Origin of the sequence: Streptomyces sp. NPDC051677, assembly GCF_044453465.1 — a bacterium.
Lineage (GTDB): Bacteria > Actinomycetota > Actinomycetes > Streptomycetales > Streptomycetaceae > Streptomyces.
This window is the reverse complement of the sequence record NZ_JBITCT010000024.1, coordinates 44608-60905: the sequence shown is the minus strand read 5'-3', so window position 1 is coordinate 60905 and position 16298 is coordinate 44608. Positions and strand designations below refer to the sequence as shown.

Below are 16298 nucleotides of genomic sequence, written 5' to 3'. Positions count from 1 at the left end.
CGGGACGACGCGTGAGCCCACAGTTCACGTCCTGCCGGTCACTCTGAGCCAGCGGTTCGACGGCCGTTCGTGAGCCGGTCGTCGGGTTGATCGAATTGGCCGATTGTCAGTGCCGTCCTGTTGCATGGGTGCATGGACGATCTGGAGCTCCGCGCCGAAGCCGATGCCATCCTCGCCGAGCTCGTCGGCGCCCCTGGGGGGTCGGCGCGGCTTCGGGAGGACCAGTGGCAGGCGGTGGCGGCTCTGGTGCAGGAGCGCCGACGTGCACTGGTGGTGCAGCGCACCGGCTGGGGCAAGTCGGCGGTGTACTTCGTCGCCACCGCTCTGCTGCGTCGGCGTGGCTCCGGCCCCACAGTGATCATCTCGCCGCTGCTGGCGCTGATGCGCAATCAGGTCGAGTCGGCGGCCCGGGCCGGCATCCGGGCGCGCACGATCAACTCGGCCAACCCGGAGGAGTGGGAGACCGTCTACGAGGAGGTCGAGCGCGGCGAGACCGACGTTCTCCTCGTCAGTCCGGAACGCCTCAACGCCGTGGATTTTCGCGATCAGGTGCTGCCCAGGCTCGCGGCCACGACCGGTCTGCTGGTGGTGGACGAGGCACACTGCATTTCCGACTGGGGCCACGACTTCCGCCCTGACTACCGTCGGCTGCGGGCGATGCTCACCGAACTCCCGGCCGGTGTGCCGGTGCTGGCCACCACCGCGACCGCCAACGCGCGGGTCACCGCTGATGTGGCCGAGCAGTTGGGGACCGGCGCCGGCGAGGCCCTGGTGCTGCGCGGCCCGCTGGAGCGGGAGAGCCTGCGCCTGGGTGTGGTCCGGCTGCCGGACGCCGCGCACCGGCTGGCCTGGCTCGCCGAGCACCTGGACGAGCTGCCGGGCTCCGGGATCATCTACACGCTGACGGTTGCCGCGGCCGAGGAGGCCACCGCCTTTCTGCGGCAGCGTGGCTTCCGGGTGGCCTCGTACACCGGGAAGACGGAGAACGCCGACCGGCTGCAGGCCGAGGAGGACCTGCAGGAGAACCGGGTCAAGGCGCTGGTCGCGACGTCGGCGCTGGGCATGGGCTACGACAAGCCGGACCTGGGCTTCGTCGTCCATCTCGGCTCGCCCTCCTCGCCGATCGCCTACTACCAGCAGGTGGGCCGGGCGGGCCGCGGTGTGGCCCACGCCGATGTGCTGCTGCTGCCGGGCAAGGAGGACGAGGCCATCTGGCGCTACTTCGCCGACACCGCCTTCCCGCCCGAGGCGCAGGTCCGCCAGACCCTCTCGGCCCTTGCCGGTGCGGGACGGCCGCTGTCCGTGCCGGCCCTGGAGGCGGCGGTGGATCTTCGGCGCAGCCGGCTGGAGTCGATGCTGAAGGTGCTGGACGTCGACGGCGCGGTGAAGCGGGTGAAGGGCGGCTGGACGGCCACGGGAGCGGAGTGGGTGTACGAGGCCGAGCGCTACGCCTGGGTCGCCAAGCAGCGAGAGGCCGAGCAGCAGGCCATGCGCGAGTACGCGAGCACGTCCCAGTGCCGGATGGAGTTCCTGCGCCGGCAGCTGGACGACGAGGGCGCGGCTCCGTGCGGCCGTTGCGACAACTGCGCCGGGGCCTGGGTCGATTCCTCCGTTTCGGCGGAGACGTTGACCGGAGCGGCGAAGGAACTGGACCGCCCCGGGGTCGAGGTCGAGCCGCGCCGCATGTGGCCGACGGGGATGCCCGCACTGGGCATCGACCTCAAGGGCCGTATCCCGGCCAAGGAGCAGTGCTCCACCGGGCGTGCCCTGGGGCGCCTCTCGGACATCGGCTGGGGCAACCGGCTGCGCCCGATGCTGGCGGAGAACGCGCCCGACGAGCCGGTCCCCGACGACGTCCTGCGGGCCGCGGTGGCGGTCCTCGCCGACTGGGCGCGCTCTCCGGGCGGATGGGCGTCCCAGGCCCCGGACGCCTCCGCCCGACCGGTGGGAGTCGTCGCGGTGCCGTCCGTTTCCCGCCCACGGTTGGTCGGTTCGCTCGCCGAGGGAATCGCGGCCGTCGGCCGCCTCCCCTTTCTGGGCACGCTGACGTACACCGGGCCGAGCGGCGCCCATGTGGCGCGCCGCAGCAACTCCGCCCAACGCCTCAGGTCGCTGTCCGGCGTTTTCACCGTCTCCGAGGAGCTCGCCGGCGCTCTGGCCCGCTCGCCGGGGCCCGTCCTGCTCGTGGACGACTGCACCGAGTCCGGGTGGACCCTCGCAGTCGCAGCCCGCCTGCTCCGCCAGGCAGGCTGCGAGGAGGTCCTCCCGTTGGTGCTTGCCGCGGCAGGGTGAGCTTCCCTCCTCTGTCTGGAGGGGAGGGAGGGGAGTGCGGGCACGACCCCCGGTGCGGGGTCCGTCGACCGGGACGCCGGCGCCGGGGGCCTGAGCCGGACTACTCGGTCACGTCGTGGCTGTTGCCCAGGCGGCCGACGCGGTCGGCGCCGCTGTGACCGCGGGCCCTCTGCACCGTGGAAGCCGGGTTCCTCAGGGAGCTGAGGTCGTGCGCGTACGTGCCCACGGCGTTGGCGATGACGTCGATGTTGATGCCGAACGCCGTCATGTTGACGTTATCGATGGTGTCGTCGGCCGTTTGGTAGTTCACGTCGAACGCGACACCCGCCGTCCCTCCGAACTTCGCGGCCTCGGCAGGGGACTTGATGGCCTCCGCGCCGCTGAACGTGCCACCGGAGGGGATGCCTGCGTCGACGAAGGCGCGGTAGTCGAAGCGGCTGACGAACGGCGTGCCGGCGTGCGGCAGACCCCGACGGCCGAGGAACTCGGTGATGTCGCGCTCGACCGGCGCCGAACCGGCCGGTACGTCCTGCGTGTTGGCGCCGTCCGAGCCGTCGCCGTCCAACACGAACAGGCCGTAGTTCGGTGAGGCGATCATCTCGAAGTGGAGGTAGAGCTTGATCTCCTGCTTCGCGAGCGGCGTGAGGTGCGCGACGTAGTAGTCGGACCCGACCAGGCCGCTTTCCGTGGCCGACCACCAGGCGAAGCGCACTTTGTTGCGCGAGTGCTTCTCCTTCTTGGCCAGCTTCAGCGCGACGTCGAGCAGCCCGGCGGAGCCGGAGCCGTCGTCGTTGATGCCCGGACTCGCCGGGACCGTGTCCAGCTGTGCGCCGAGCATCACGGTATTGGCGGCGTCGCCGCCCCGCGTCTCGGCGATGACGTTGTCGGTGGTCCGCCGCTCCTGGAGCTGGCGGATCTCGAAAGAGATGGTCACAGGGCCCTTGGCGGCGTCCGCGGCGAGCCTCTCGCCGTCTCCCTTGCTGATCCCGCCGGTGGGGATCCTGGCGACGGCCGGGTCGCCGAGGGTGCCTGACAGCGGGCCGTACCCCGCGTCGATGTTGTTGTAGATGACGGCGCCGATCGCGCCCGCCGCGGCGGCCTGTTCCTGCTTGGCCGCGAACGAGCAGCCGCCCCGCCTGATCAGGGCGATCTTGCCGGTGAACACGCCGGCTGCGTAGTCGCCGGGCTCACAGCCGGTGGTGCCGTCGGCGTCGACCGGGACGGCGGCCAGGTCGGCCGTGACGCCTCCCACCGGCGTCGACTTGGTGTACGTCAGCGCCCTGATCTGGACGTCGCCGGGTGTGGGCGAGAGGACCGAGATCTTCTCGGCCTGCGTCTGCGTGTAGACGAACTCGAACTTCTGGTACGAGACGCGGTAGCCGGCCTTCCGTAGCAGCTTGTAGACGTACGCGGCCGACGCGTCGTGTCCCGCTGAGCCGGCGACGCGATCGCCGCCCGCCGAGTCGGCTAACTGCTGGAACTTCTGAAGGTGTTTGTAGGCGTCCTTGGCGGATGCTTCACGAACGAGCGTCTTCGAGAGCTTGGCCGCTGCCTTGCCCGGGTCGTCCTTGTGGGCGGCGGCGGGCGAGGTGGAGGCGAGCAGCAGCGGGATCGAGAGTGCCGTTGCGGCCAGGGTGGCCGCGGTTCTTCGACGGGACGCGTTCACAGAAGGTCCTTCCCCGTGGGCACAAGGTCGAGAGGAAGCTAGCGATCTTCAGTCCGCTCCATGAACTTATGTGCCATAACTACGTCTCTTGTCGCACTATTGATCATCATTCCGCTGTAGGGGACCGATGCGGCTGTCCAGTGGTCGTGCAGGCGAGCCCGACCCGGCGGAAGTTTTCGCGAAGTCCGTGCTCGCCGCGGCCTTCGGCGGATGTGCGTCCCTGCTCAATGAGGTGCGGCGACGGCCCTGCCGCCGCGGCGGGGCGGATCCTATGCGCCGAGAAGCCGGTGATTCGACGGCGTGATGTGTCCCTGATCGGACTTATCCACAGGCCAAGCGGAGTCTTGAGATCCGCGAGATCGTCTCCGCATGACGAATCACGGCGAAACCACTGGATCCTCCGAAAACGGCGACATCACCGGACGCGAGGGATGTGACGGACACACGGACGGACACACGGCGTACGTGAGCCACACGATGTACGAAGGAAACGCCGAGTACGGCGCAAGCCCCGCCGCCCACCAGGTAACCCTGCGCACCCCGGGCGAACTGGCCGACGCGTTGCCCTACCTGCTCGGATACCGGCCGGAGGACAGCATCGTCCTGGTCGCCCTGCACGACCTGGGCGGACGGGGCCGGTTCGGCGGCCGGGCCCGACTGGGCATTCCCGCGAACCCGGACGACTGGGGAGCGGTCGCCCGGCAGTTGGCGCAGGGCCTCGTGGCGGGCAGCGAACGCCGCGGCAACCGTCCCGCGCAGATGGTCGCCTACCTCTGCCAGGAACCGGCGAAGGGCGAGACGGGCCGACAGGTCATGGAACGGCTGCAGTCGCTGGCCCACCAACTCCGTCTCGAATGCGGCCGCCTCGACATCCCCGTGATCGAGGCGCTCTGCATCTCCGACGGCCGTTTCTGGTCGTACTGCTGCGGAGGCAAGGGCTGCTGCCCGGTCGAGGGCGTCCCGATGGGCCTGCCCGGGACCTCCGTGCTGGCCGCGGCCGCGACCTACGCCGGGATCCAGGTCCGGGGGACCTTGCGCGAACTGCGGGCCCGGCTGCTGCCTCTGGAGACCGGTGCCGCGGTGGAGCAGGAAGTCGCCCTGGACACCGTCGGCATGGAGCTCATCCCGAGGATCCTCGACGAGTCGGATCGCGCGGCGGTGGGCGAGGAGACGCTCGCACTCTCCGGACGGGTCATGCGACGCTTCGCCGAGACGCCCGTCGTGTCGGGTGTGCTCACGGCGGACCATCGCGACGACGAGCTGCTCGGATGCGTCGAAGCCGCCGCGTTGATCCTCGGCCTTCAGGACCGGGTGACCCGCGACCGGGCCGCGGCGTGGATGGAGGGCGACGAGGCGGCTCCCGCCCTGCGGCTGTGGCGGGCACTGGCACGCCGCTGCGTCGGGCCCTACGGCGAACACGCGGCGGCGCCGCTCACCCTCGCCGGCTGGGTCGCCTGGTCCAGCGGCGACGAGCTCGAGGCGAGGGAGGCCCTTGCCATGGCCCTGGGCGCGGACCCGGAATATCTGTTCGCCCGCCTCCTCCACCAGGCCTGCAACGAAGGCCTCGACCCCGAGTCGGTACGACGCTGCCTGCGCGCCGAGCGAGAGGAACGCGGGCGGGAGACAGCAGCGCAGAGTCCGGGTGACGCGGCGACGGCCGAGCGGCCCGAGGGCTCTCAGGAGGCCGAGGGCACGGAGGATCCGGAAGCCGCCGAGGATACCGCCGGTGACGTGGACGCGGACGCGTATAGGGACCGTTCCGGCGAAGCCGCGGACCTGGACCGCCCTGGCGAGGCACAGACGAAGGACGCCCTGGACCCGGGCCCTCACGGCCCGACCGCAAGCGCATCGGGGTCCGCGGTGGCATCACCTCTCACGACCGCCCGCAGGCGCCGCCGCACCCGTGCCCTGGGCGCGGGCGTCGACCACGAGCAGGCTGCGGCAGGAGCAGAAGAAGGGCACGAACCGCAACGCCGAGCGCCGGGAAAGAACAGTCTTCGTTCGCACACCCCTAGGACACACCTCGCGCACACCACGCACCCCACCCCGTCGAGCCGAGGAGGATCCCGCCCCCGCCCCACCGCCAAGTCCTCCACACGACGTCGTGGCGACCGCGTGGAAGGTGCGCGTCCCGACGGCGACGAAGCCACGGGGAAGGCGTGACGCCCTCGCGCCCCGGTGCACGACGGTCGTCTGCAGGCGGGCAACGGCGGATCCGGCCCGGCGCGTTCGGGACCCGCTGTTCGGGACGCCATTCGGTGGGGCCTGAGCCGTGCGGGCGTGACCTGGGGGAGTCCAGCCCCGTTCACCTGAGTGGCGGAACACCGGCACGGTCGTGCCGCCGCAGCGCACCCGCCCTGCCGGAGCCTTCCACCCGGCCTCGCACATGCCCGAGGCGCACAGAGAGCAGAAGAAGCCACCGCATGCATCAGCCGCCTCCGCCCTCCGCCGCCGACGAACGCTCCACCCGCGACAACCCAGGACCGCCCCATGGCGCGGGCGCAGATCGACCGCCTTCGGGCAGGCCCGCTCCTCAAGGGGCCAGACCCCCCGAAGACGACCGGCGCACCGGGCCGGTCGCCGGGCGCGAGGGAGTTCCCGGCCTGTCTGCAGACCGGCGCATCCGGGGCACGCCCACCCCCGAGCCCGCCGGTACGCCCCGTCGTCCGCCGCCACCCCCCTCGTCATCACCGCCCTCGTCCAGAGGCGCCGCACCACCGCCCCGGTCGCCGGCCCCACCTCCTCCCACCGGCCTGCCTCCCGCCCACACGGCGATGATCTGCGTCGCCCTGCCGGGCCTCGCGATCTCGACGGAACAGGGGCAGCTGACCGGGCGCGGCCTGGAGGGGTTCTACCGGGCGGGCCGGCGCATCCTCTCCCGCTGTCAGGTGCGGGTGGCGGGACGCGAACCGCTGGTGGTCCAGGCGAGGATGACCTCGGCCGACCGGGCCCGTTTCGTCGGCACCCTGCGCGTCACCCCGCACGGCGGCCCGGACCCGGACGTCGTTGTCGAGCGGACGCGCTGCGCGGACGGCACGGAGCGGATCACCCTGCACAGCGCTGCCGCACGGCCGCTGCGGCTCCCCGTCGAGGTGGCCCTCGGCGCCGACCTGGCCGACCTGGGGGCCATCGCGGCCGGCACCGTGGGCCCCGAACTGCCGGCCAGCGTCCATGACTTCGGCCTGCGCTGGTCCTGCGCAACCGGAACCTCATGCGTCACCGCCGACCCACCGCCCGCCGACGCCATCGCCTCCGCGGGGCTGCTGCGCTGGGACTTCGACGTGCCTCCAGGCGGCAGCGTCTACGTGGAGCTGAGAGTCCGCCTGGACGGGGCGGGCCCGGTCCGGGCCGTGAGCCGGACGGCTACGAACCCCTTGGCTGCGGCACACGCGACGGGCGACGACCCACGCGTCCGGGCGCTCCTGGCGACGAGCCTCGAGGATCTGCAGGCCCTGCTGGTGCGCGACCCCGCGCACCCCGCCGACATCCACCTTGCCGCAGGGGCGCCCTGGCGGTGCGGCCTGGCCCCGGCCGAGGCGCTGGCCGCGGCCCGTATGACGCTGCCCCTCGGCACCCGCCTCGCCGCAGGCACCCTGCGCGCCTTGGCGCGCACCCAGGTCATGGCCACAGGTCCGCGGTACGGCATGATCCCCGGCCCCCGGCGCGACGCGGGCGCCCACCTGCCGCCGGGGTGCACGGGGACGGAGGCCACGCTGTTCTTCCCGGTACTCCTCGCGGAGGCCCGCCGATGGGGCCTGCCGGACCAGGAGACGGAGGAGCTGCTGCCGGTGGCCGAGCGCTGTCTGACCTGGCTGCGCACCACGGTCGGCGACGGGCCCTACCTGAGAGACCTCCAGCCCGGTGGGCCCGTGCGCTGCGAGACACAGGCCCATGCCCACCGAGCGGCACTGCTCGGGGCCGATCTGCTCGACGCGTGCGCCAGACCGGGCGCGGGCGGCCTGCGGGAGTGGGCGCGGGCCGTGCGTGCCGTGTTTCGGCGGGACTTCTGGATCGACGACCGGGGAGGCGGCCGACCCGCGGCCGCCCGCACCCCGGACGGGCGGCCGCTGCCCCACCTCGGCGCGACCGCGGTCCACCTCCTCGACACCGGGCTGCTGGGCGGCGGCACTCTCGCCCCCGGGCTGCTGGACAAGGTGCAGACCGAACACCTCGCCCGGCTGCTCGGCAGTCCCGTCATGGACTCGGGCTGGGGACTTCGAGGTCTCGGCGCGAAGGAACCCGGCTACAACCCCTTCGGCCACCGCAGCGGAGCCGTACGGGTCCACGAAACGGCGATCGCCGTCGCGGGCCTCGCCGCCGCGGGCTACGAGAAGGAGAGCACCGCGCTGCTGCGAGGCGTACTGGCGGCGGCCGAGGCCTTCGGCCATCGCCTCCCGGAGATGTACGCGGGGGAGCAGCGCGGGGACGGCGGCGCTCCCCTTCCCCATCCGGCCGCCTGCCGTCCGGCCGCCACCGCGGCGGCGGCCGGCGTCCTCTTGCTGACCACTCTGGCCGGCATTCGGCCGGACGCCCCGGCCGGAACCGTCACGCTGCGCCCTGTGCCCAGCGTGCCCCTGGGCGAGATCTCCCTGACCGGCCTGCGGGTGGCGGGCGCCCCGTTCTCCGTACGGGTCAGTCGGCTCGGACTCGCCATGGTGGAGGAAGCGGCTGACGGGTTGCAATTGGGAGTGTGACCTCGTGCGACGCACGCTGGACGGACGCCGGGGCGCACGCTGACGGTCGCGCGCGACCGCAGTGGATCAGCCATCCGGGCGGCCGACGAAGGGCGTGTTTATCGTCAGGAAGACGACTATGATCGCCGCATGCCCTACGACCCGTCAGCGTTTCCGCCCTTTGCCGTCACCGTGGACCTGGTCGTGCTGACCGTGCGCCGCCATGCCCTGTGTGCGCTGGCGGTGCGCAGGGGCGAGGCGCCGTTCCAGGGGCGATGGGCGCTTCCGGGCGGCTTCGTGCGGGCCGACGAGGATCTCACCCAGGCGGCGGCCCGCGAGCTGGCCGAGGAGACCGGACTGCGCGCCCACGATCCTTCGGTCCCGGCCCAGGACAACGGCGCCCACCTGGAGCAGCTCGCCACGTACGGCGATCCCAAGCGTGATCCCCGGATGCGTGTCGTGAGCGTCGCGCACCTGGCGCTGGCTCCGGACCTGCCCGCTCCGCGAGCGGGCGGCGACGCCAGCAACGCGCGCTGGGCGCCCGTCGAGGAACTGCTCCAGCACGGCGGGTACGGCCGGGACGGGGAACCCGTCGCACCGCTGGCCTTCGACCACGCGCAGATCCTCGCGGACGGGGTGGAACGGGCCCGCTCCAAGATCGAGTACTCGTCCCTGGCGACCGCGTTCTGCCCCACCGAGTTCACGGTCGGCGAACTGCGCCGGGTCTACGAGGCGGTGTGGGGCGTGGCGCTCGACCCGCGCAACTTCCACCGCAAGGTGACGGGCACGCCCGGCTTCCTGGTGCCCACCGGCGGCACCACCACCCGACAGGGCGGCCGGCCTGCCCAGCTCTTCCGCGCAGGCGGTGCGACCCTGCTCAACCCGCCGATGCTGCGCCCCGAGGTGTGACGCCGGCCCACCGTGGCCGTCAAGGTGCGGACAGGAACCCGAACGCGTCGACCACGCCTGCGCGGACGACCGTGCGGCACTCGGGGAAAACGGACATAACGCGCTATCTTGCTACGGGTGATCCAGGCCTTCGGACTGACCAGCAACTCCCGCAAGGCGCTTCCGCCCGCCGTTGACGACGTCTCCTTCGAGGCGCGCGCGGGCCGCGTCACCGTACTGCTCGGAGCGCCGGGCGCGGGCAAGACCACGGCGCTGAGACTCCTGCTCGAACTCCAACAGGGCCGTGGTCTCGCCTACTTCAGAGGCCGCCCCCTGCACCGCATCGCCCACCCCTCCCGCGAGGTCGGCGTCCTCCTGGGCGATGTGCCCGGGCACCCGGCCCGCACGGTCCGCGGCCATCTGCGCATGCTGTGCGCGGCCGCCGGCGTTCCGGTCCGGCGGGCCGACGAAGTGCTCGAGGTGGTCGGCCTGGTCAGCCTGCGCGACGAACGTCTCGGCACCCTCTCCCGCGGCATGGACCGTCGACTCGGCCTGGCCTGCGCTCTCCTCGCGGACCCGCACACGCTCGTTCTCGACGAGCCGGCCGACGGGCTGGCCGGACGCGAGAACCGTTGGCTGCACGGCATGCTGCGCGCGCACGCGGACCAGGGCGGCACGGTCCTGATGACCACGGCCGATCCCAAGGAGGCCGCCCGCACCGCCGATCGGGTCGTCACTCTGGACCAGGGCAGACTCGTCGCCGATCAGGAGGCCGCCGACTTTGCCCGCACCCGGCTGCGCCCTCGGGTGGCCGTCCGCAGCCCACACGCCGTCCGCCTGGCCGACCTGCTCGCCAAGGAGGCCCGGGCCGCGCACCGCTCCGTCGAAGTCGTGCAGGAGGACGGCAACCGGCTCTCGGTGTACGGCAGCAGCTGCGCCCATGTCGGCGAGACGGCGTTCCGGCACAGCATCCTCGTCCACCAACTCGCCGACGAGACAGGCGACATGGGACCGGGGGCAGGAGCGCAGGCACCGCGTCGGGCGCGCCCGGAAGCAGGGCCGCCGCCGCCGTCCTCGGCGGAGGAGCCGGCCACCGTCAAGAGCTCGGCGTCGACCATGGCACGCCCGAAGGCCTCCGGGGACGCACGTGCAGAGAACGGCGCGCAGGAGGCCGACCCCGCTGTGGCGCCGCGCGCGTCCGACGACGAGCCGTCGGCTCCCCCCGCGCCATGCCGGCCGACCAATGCGCCCTCTCGCGACGCCCTTCCGGCTTCTGACGGCGGTTCCCGGCTCGATGCCGCCGCTACGGCTGCCGACGGCACGGCCGAAGCCATGGCGGTGACTGCGACCGCAACGGCGACCGAGGCGGCCGTCGTGGACGAGCGAACCCCCGACGCGGAGGCGGCCGCGGTGCCCGCCGCTCGGCGCCCTGGGCGCACCGCCGCCCGTGCCTTCGACACCCTGCCCGCCCTGCCACCCCCCATCTCCGTCCGCTCCGCCCCCAGCCCCCTGCGGCCCCTCCGTTACGAACTCCGCCGAGCCGCCGGGATCGGCACCGGATTCCTCACCGGCGCGGCGGTACTGGTCGTCTCCGCCCTCGCCGCCGTACTCCTGGCCCGCGTGGGCCACACCTCACAGGCGCGGCTGCTGGCCGCGTGGCCCGTGCAACTGCCGCTCCCGCCCGCCGCGCTCGGCGCGGGACTGCTCGGTGCGCTGGCTTTCGGAGACGAGTTCCGCCACCCCGCCCTGGCGGCGGACCGCGGCACCGTGCCCCGCAGGTTGGGTGTGCTCACCGCCAAGCTCCTCGTCGCCGGTCTCACCGCCCTGGTGCTGGCCTTCCTGACGATGGGCTGCGACGCCGAAGCGCTGTATCTCGTCTACGGACGGGAGCTCGCGCAAGTTCCCGCGGAGTGGCTTGCGCTGAGCGCGAGTTGGCTCGGTCTCGTGGTCGGCTGCGCCTGGGCCGGCGTGCTGGCCGCCGGCGTCTTCCGGTCCACCACGGCCGGGCTGGCGGCAGTGGTCGCCGTACCCGTCGTCGTCGTACCCGTCGTACAGAAGGCCGTGGAGAGCACGTCCGTGCGGGCGGCGGCCGGATTCTCGATGCGGTTGCGCGAGACGCTCCTGGTGCAATGGCCCTTCGGGGGAGAGCGCTATCTGTTCGCCGCGGCACGCGTGCTCGCCCAACCCGTCGGCGGGGCGCTGACGTTGTCCCTGACGGCCCTGCTGTGCGCGTATCTGTTCATGACCCTGCGCAGCAGGGTCCGATGACGACCGTCCGGGCCCATCCCGCCCGGGCGTGTGCGCAACTCCCCGGAGAAAGCCAGTTTCTTTCCGATAAGGCGTCAATTGCGACGGGGTGAGCGATCACCCTTTCGTGTGCTTTTCACCAAAGACCTCAAGGGAGTTGGAGGCAGCGCCGACAAAGGATCCGTGAGTACCCTTGCGCACACCATGATGACCGCCGCCCGCTCCGCCGACTCCGGTCTGGCCGGCCCGGGCGAACTCGACCGCTATCCCTACGCCGAGGCTCCTGCCGCCGACCGCGTCGGAGCTCCCGTCTGGGAGGCCGCGGATCCCGAGCTGGGCCGCGTGGGCCGCCGCACCGCGGGCAACCGCGGACGCGGACTGCACGGCCAACTCGTCCAGCAGCTGGGCCAGATGATCGTCTCCGGCGATCTGGGCGCCGACCGTCCGCTGGTGCCCGAGGAGATCGGCCAGCGGTTCGAGGTGTCTCGCACCGTCGTCCGCGAGTCGCTGCGCGTCCTCGAGGCCAAGGGCCTGGTCAGCGCCCGGCCGAACGTCGGCACGCGCGTGCGTCCCGTGAGCGACTGGAATCTCCTCGACCCGGACATCATCGAGTGGCGGGCCTTCGGCCCCCAGCGCGACGACCAGCGGCGCGAGCTCAGCGAGCTGCGCTGGACGATCGAGCCGCTCGCCGCCCGCCTCGCCGCCGGGCACGGGCGCGCCGACATCCAGCAGCGACTGTCCGACATGGTCGAGATCATGGCGCACGCCATGGGGCAGGGCGACGCGCTCACCTACTCCCGGGCCGACGCCGAGTTCCACTCGCTGCTCATCCAGGTCGCGGGCAACCGCATGCTGGAGCACCTTTCCGGGATTGTGTCGTCCGCCCTCCAGGTCTCCGGCGGCCCGGTCACAGGGTGTGACCGGCCGACCGACGCTTCGCTGGGGCACCACGGAAGGATCGTCGACGCCCTCGCCGCGGGCGACGGCGCCGCGGCCGAGACGGCCATGCGACAGCTGCTCACCGTTCATCCCGAGGTGGAGCGCGTCGTGCCGGCGCCGCGCGAACACTGACCGCACCCCACGCGTCGGAAGGGTCGGGGAGGCCTTTCCCTCCCCGCGTCGCCCCCGGCCGGTTCACCCGCATTCCCGTCGGACCCCGCAGAACCCGTCACGGGGACTGCGGGGTCCGACGGTCGATGTGGTGGGATTCGCTCGCGGAGGCCCGGGTAGACACCACTGGTGACCTCTTCTGCCCGTGTCTGACCGTTTATGCATGCTTACGGGGTGTGACTCGGGCCACGAAGATTGGGCGTAACGCTTGTGGGAACAACGCGATGACCTAAGAGGTGGCAGCCGCGGAGGGAATACGGACGCCGTTGAAGGCGCTGTGCATCCTCCCGGCCCCCGCCCGCGCCGTCGGCCCACCCCCAGGCCGGTGGTCGGCTCCTGTCCATCGTGGACGGGGCCGGAAGCCGTTTTCCAACGTTCCGAGAGGTTGTTCGTGTCGGCCAGCACATCCCGTACGCTCCCGCCGGAGATCGCCGAGTCCGTCTCTGTCATGGCGCTCATTGAGCGGGGAAAGGCTGAGGGGCAGATCGCCGGCGACGATGTGCGTCGGGCCTTCGAAGCTGACCAGATTCCGGCCACTCAGTGGAAGAACGTACTGCGCAGCCTCAACCAGATCCTCGAGGAAGAGGGTGTGACGCTGATGGTCAGTGCCGCGGAGCCCAAGCGCACCCGAAAGAGCGTCGCCGCGAAGAGTCCGGCCAAGCGCACCGCTACCAAGACGGTCGCGGCGAAGACGGTGACCACGAGGAAGGCCACCGCCACCGCCCCGGCCGCCCCGGCCGCACCCGCTGTGGACGACCCCGCAGACGAAGCCGCCCCTGCCAAGAAGGCGGCAGCCAAGAAGACGACGACCGCCAAGAAGACGGTCGCCAAGAAGACCGTCGCCAAGAAGACGGTGGCCAAGAAGACCACCGCCAAGAAGGACGACGCCGAGCTGATCGAGGAAGAGGTCCTCGAAGACGCTCCCAAGACCGGCGACGAGCCCGAGGGCACCGAGAGCGCCGGCTTCGTACTCTCCGACGAGGACGAGGACGACGCGCCCGCCCAGCAGGTCGCCGCGGCCGGCGCCACCGCCGACCCGGTCAAGGACTACCTCAAGCAGATCGGCAAGGTCCCCCTGCTCAACGCCGAGCAGGAGGTCGAGCTCGCCAAGCGCATCGAGGCCGGTCTGTTCGCCGAGGACAAGCTGGCCAACGCCGACAAGCTCGCCCCCAAGCTCAAGCGCGAGCTGGAGATCATCGCCGAGGACGGCCGGCGCGCCAAGAACCACCTCCTGGAGGCCAACCTCCGTCTGGTGGTCTCCCTGGCCAAGCGCTACACCGGCCGCGGCATGCTCTTCCTGGACCTCATCCAGGAGGGCAACCTCGGTCTGATCCGCGCGGTCGAGAAGTTCGACTACACCAAGGGCTACAAGTTCTCCACGTACGCCACCTGGTGGATCCGTCAGGCGATCACCCGCGCGATGGCCGACCAGGCCCGCACCATCCGTATCCCGGTGCACATGGTCGAGGTCATCAACAAGCTCGCGCGCGTGCAGCGCCAGATGCTCCAGGACCTGGGCCGCGAGCCCACCCCGGAGGAGCTGGCCAAGGAACTCGACATGACCCCGGAGAAGGTCATCGAGGTCCAGAAGTACGGCCGTGAGCCCATCTCGCTGCACACCCCGCTGGGCGAGGACGGCGACAGCGAGTTCGGTGACCTCATCGAGGACTCCGAGGCCGTCGTCCCGGCGGACGCGGTCAGCTTCACCCTCCTGCAGGAGCAGCTGCACTCCGTCCTCGACACCCTGTCGGAGCGTGAGGCAGGCGTCGTCTCCATGCGCTTCGGTCTCACCGACGGTCAGCCGAAGACCCTCGACGAGATCGGCAAGGTGTACGGCGTCACGCGCGAGCGCATCCGCCAGATCGAGTCCAAGACCATGTCGAAGCTGCGGCACCCGTCCCGTTCGCAGGTGCTGCGCGACTACCTCGACTAGGTCGAAGCCGTACGGCACGAAGGCCCGGTCCCCCTCGGGGGAGCCGGGCCTTCGGCGTCGGCGCGCGGGTGCGGGGCGTCACGCCCTGAATGACTCTGGGTGTTCATCGACCACTCCAGAGTGAGGAGCGCGCATGCGTCGTCCCCTTGTCCGGGCCTTGTCCCGGCCGTTGATCCTGGCGGCCGTGGCCATGGCCATACCATTGGCCTCCGCCGCCCCGGCGGCGTCCGACGGCGTCGTGGTGGGAGGCTTCCCGATCGACGTCTCCCAGAGTCCGTGGACGGTCGCGCTGTCCAGCCGTGACCGATTCGGAGGTACGCGCTCGGGGCAGTTCTGCGGAGGCGTCGCGGTCGGCCCGTCGACCGTGCTCACGGCGGCCCACTGCATGGCCGAAGACGTCCTGGGCGTGCCGCCGGCCAAGGCGACCGACCTGAAGGTCGTCGCGGGCCGTACGGACCTGTACGCGGACACGGGCCGGGAGGTCTCCGTGCGCAGTGTCTGGGTGAACCCTGGCTACGACAGTTCCAGCAACGCGGGCGACTTCGCCGTGCTCACCTTGGCCGAGCCCCTCCCGGCGGCGTCGGTCATCGCCATGGCGGCCGATGGCGATCCGGCATACGCGTCCGGCACGGACGCCGTCGTCTACGGCTGGGGCGACCTGACGGGGTTCGGTGCGTACGCCCACAGGCTGCGGGCGGCCCGTCTGCATGTGCTGGCCGACACACTCTGCGAACTGGCGTATCCCGGTTCGGACGACGGCAGGTACATCGCGCGGAGCATGGTGTGCGCCGGAGAGGTGCGGGGCGGCCGCGACGCCTGCCAGGGGGACAGCGGCGGGCCGCTGGTCGCGGGTGGCCGGCTCATCGGACTCGTGTCGTGGGGCAGCGGCTGCGGGAGGGCGGGGAGCCCTGGCGTCTACACGCGGGTGTCCGACGCCGTACGGACGCTGGGCTGGGGAGGGGCGGCTCGGAGCCCCCACAGAGCTCCTGAGCGCGCCTGACCGGGTCACCCCGCGACGAGGCCGGGGCCTCTTTACGGCACGAGAACGGGCGGCCGCCCCTGGGAGCAGGGACGGCCGCCCGCACACCGGCCTATGCCGGTTCTCGCTCGTCGTGGACGCGCAGATCAGCGCTCTTCTTCGGAGACGGACGCCGGAACGGTCGTCAGTCGCTCCGTCTCATCCTGTATCTCGGCGGCGATCTTCTTGAGTTCCGGCTCGAACTTGCGGCCGTGGTGGGCGCAGAAGAGCAGTTCTCCGCCGCTGAGCAGGACGACGCGCACGTACGCCTGGGCGCCGCAGCGGTCGCAGCGGTCAGCGGCCGTCAGCGGGCTCGCGGGGGTCAGAACAGTAGTCACGTCGCCTCTTCTCTAGCTCGACGAGCTGTCGTACCAGGGTCAACATCCAACCAGCCCCAAAACGTTCCCGCTCGTGGCTTCTCCTCGAAAAAATCTTTCCGAGGTGGCCGTCTGCTGCCGGTTTGGCGGCGAA

At 71.7% G+C, this 16298-nt stretch carries 10 protein-coding genes; 8 read left to right on the top strand and 2 right to left on the bottom strand.

Going from position 1 to position 16298, the window contains the following annotated elements; translation table 11 throughout:
* Positions 1-132: 132 nt before the first annotated feature.
* Positions 133-2292, top strand: coding sequence for a RecQ family ATP-dependent DNA helicase (locus ACIBAF_RS26640; RefSeq protein ID WP_399466282.1), 2160 nt, complete (start codon positions 133-135; stop codon positions 2290-2292).
* Positions 2293-2392: 100 nt separating this feature from the next.
* Here ACIBAF_RS26640 and ACIBAF_RS26635 read toward each other — a convergent pair whose 3' ends face one another.
* The gene (locus ACIBAF_RS26635; protein WP_399466281.1) at positions 2393-3958 is read right to left on the bottom strand and encodes a M28 family peptidase; all 1566 of its coding nucleotides are present in this window, start codon (positions 3956-3958) and stop codon (positions 2393-2395) included.
* Between the two features lie 369 nt (positions 3959-4327).
* Here ACIBAF_RS26635 and ACIBAF_RS26630 point away from each other — a divergent pair, with 369 nt between their 5' ends.
* The 7 genes from ACIBAF_RS26630 (at position 4328) to ACIBAF_RS26600 (ending at position 15809) form a co-directional block, all read left to right on the top strand.
* Positions 4328-6121 (top strand): DUF4192 domain-containing protein, encoded by a 1794-nt coding sequence (locus ACIBAF_RS26630; protein WP_399466280.1) that lies wholly within the window; start codon positions 4328-4330, stop codon positions 6119-6121.
* 611 nt (positions 6122-6732) lie between these two features.
* On the top strand, positions 6733-8652 hold the full coding sequence (locus tag ACIBAF_RS26625; protein WP_399466279.1) for a glycogen debranching N-terminal domain-containing protein: 1920 nt from the start codon (positions 6733-6735) through the stop codon (positions 8650-8652).
* Positions 8653-8781: 129 nt separating this feature from the next.
* On the top strand, positions 8782-9540 hold the full coding sequence (locus ACIBAF_RS26620) for an NUDIX domain-containing protein (RefSeq protein ID WP_079659056.1): 759 nt from the start codon (positions 8782-8784) through the stop codon (positions 9538-9540).
* 117 nt (positions 9541-9657) lie between these two features.
* Positions 9658-11787, top strand: coding sequence for an ATP-binding cassette domain-containing protein (locus ACIBAF_RS26615; protein WP_399466278.1), 2130 nt, complete (start codon positions 9658-9660; stop codon positions 11785-11787).
* 162 nt (positions 11788-11949) lie between these two features.
* Positions 11950-12837: a FadR/GntR family transcriptional regulator gene (locus tag ACIBAF_RS26610; RefSeq protein WP_399466277.1), complete on the top strand. Its 888-nt coding sequence runs from the start codon at positions 11950-11952 to the stop codon at positions 12835-12837.
* 430 nt (positions 12838-13267) lie between these two features.
* On the top strand, positions 13268-14809 hold the full coding sequence (locus tag ACIBAF_RS26605; RefSeq protein WP_399466276.1) for an RNA polymerase sigma factor: 1542 nt from the start codon (positions 13268-13270) through the stop codon (positions 14807-14809).
* Positions 14810-14942: 133 nt separating this feature from the next.
* On the top strand, positions 14943-15809 hold the full coding sequence (locus ACIBAF_RS26600) for a serine protease (RefSeq protein WP_399466275.1): 867 nt from the start codon (positions 14943-14945) through the stop codon (positions 15807-15809).
* Between the two features lie 125 nt (positions 15810-15934).
* Here ACIBAF_RS26600 and ACIBAF_RS26595 read toward each other — a convergent pair whose 3' ends face one another.
* Positions 15935-16165, bottom strand: a complete 231-nt coding sequence (locus ACIBAF_RS26595; protein ID WP_079659053.1) for a hypothetical protein — start codon at positions 16163-16165, stop codon at positions 15935-15937.
* Positions 16166-16298: the final 133 nt, after the last annotated feature.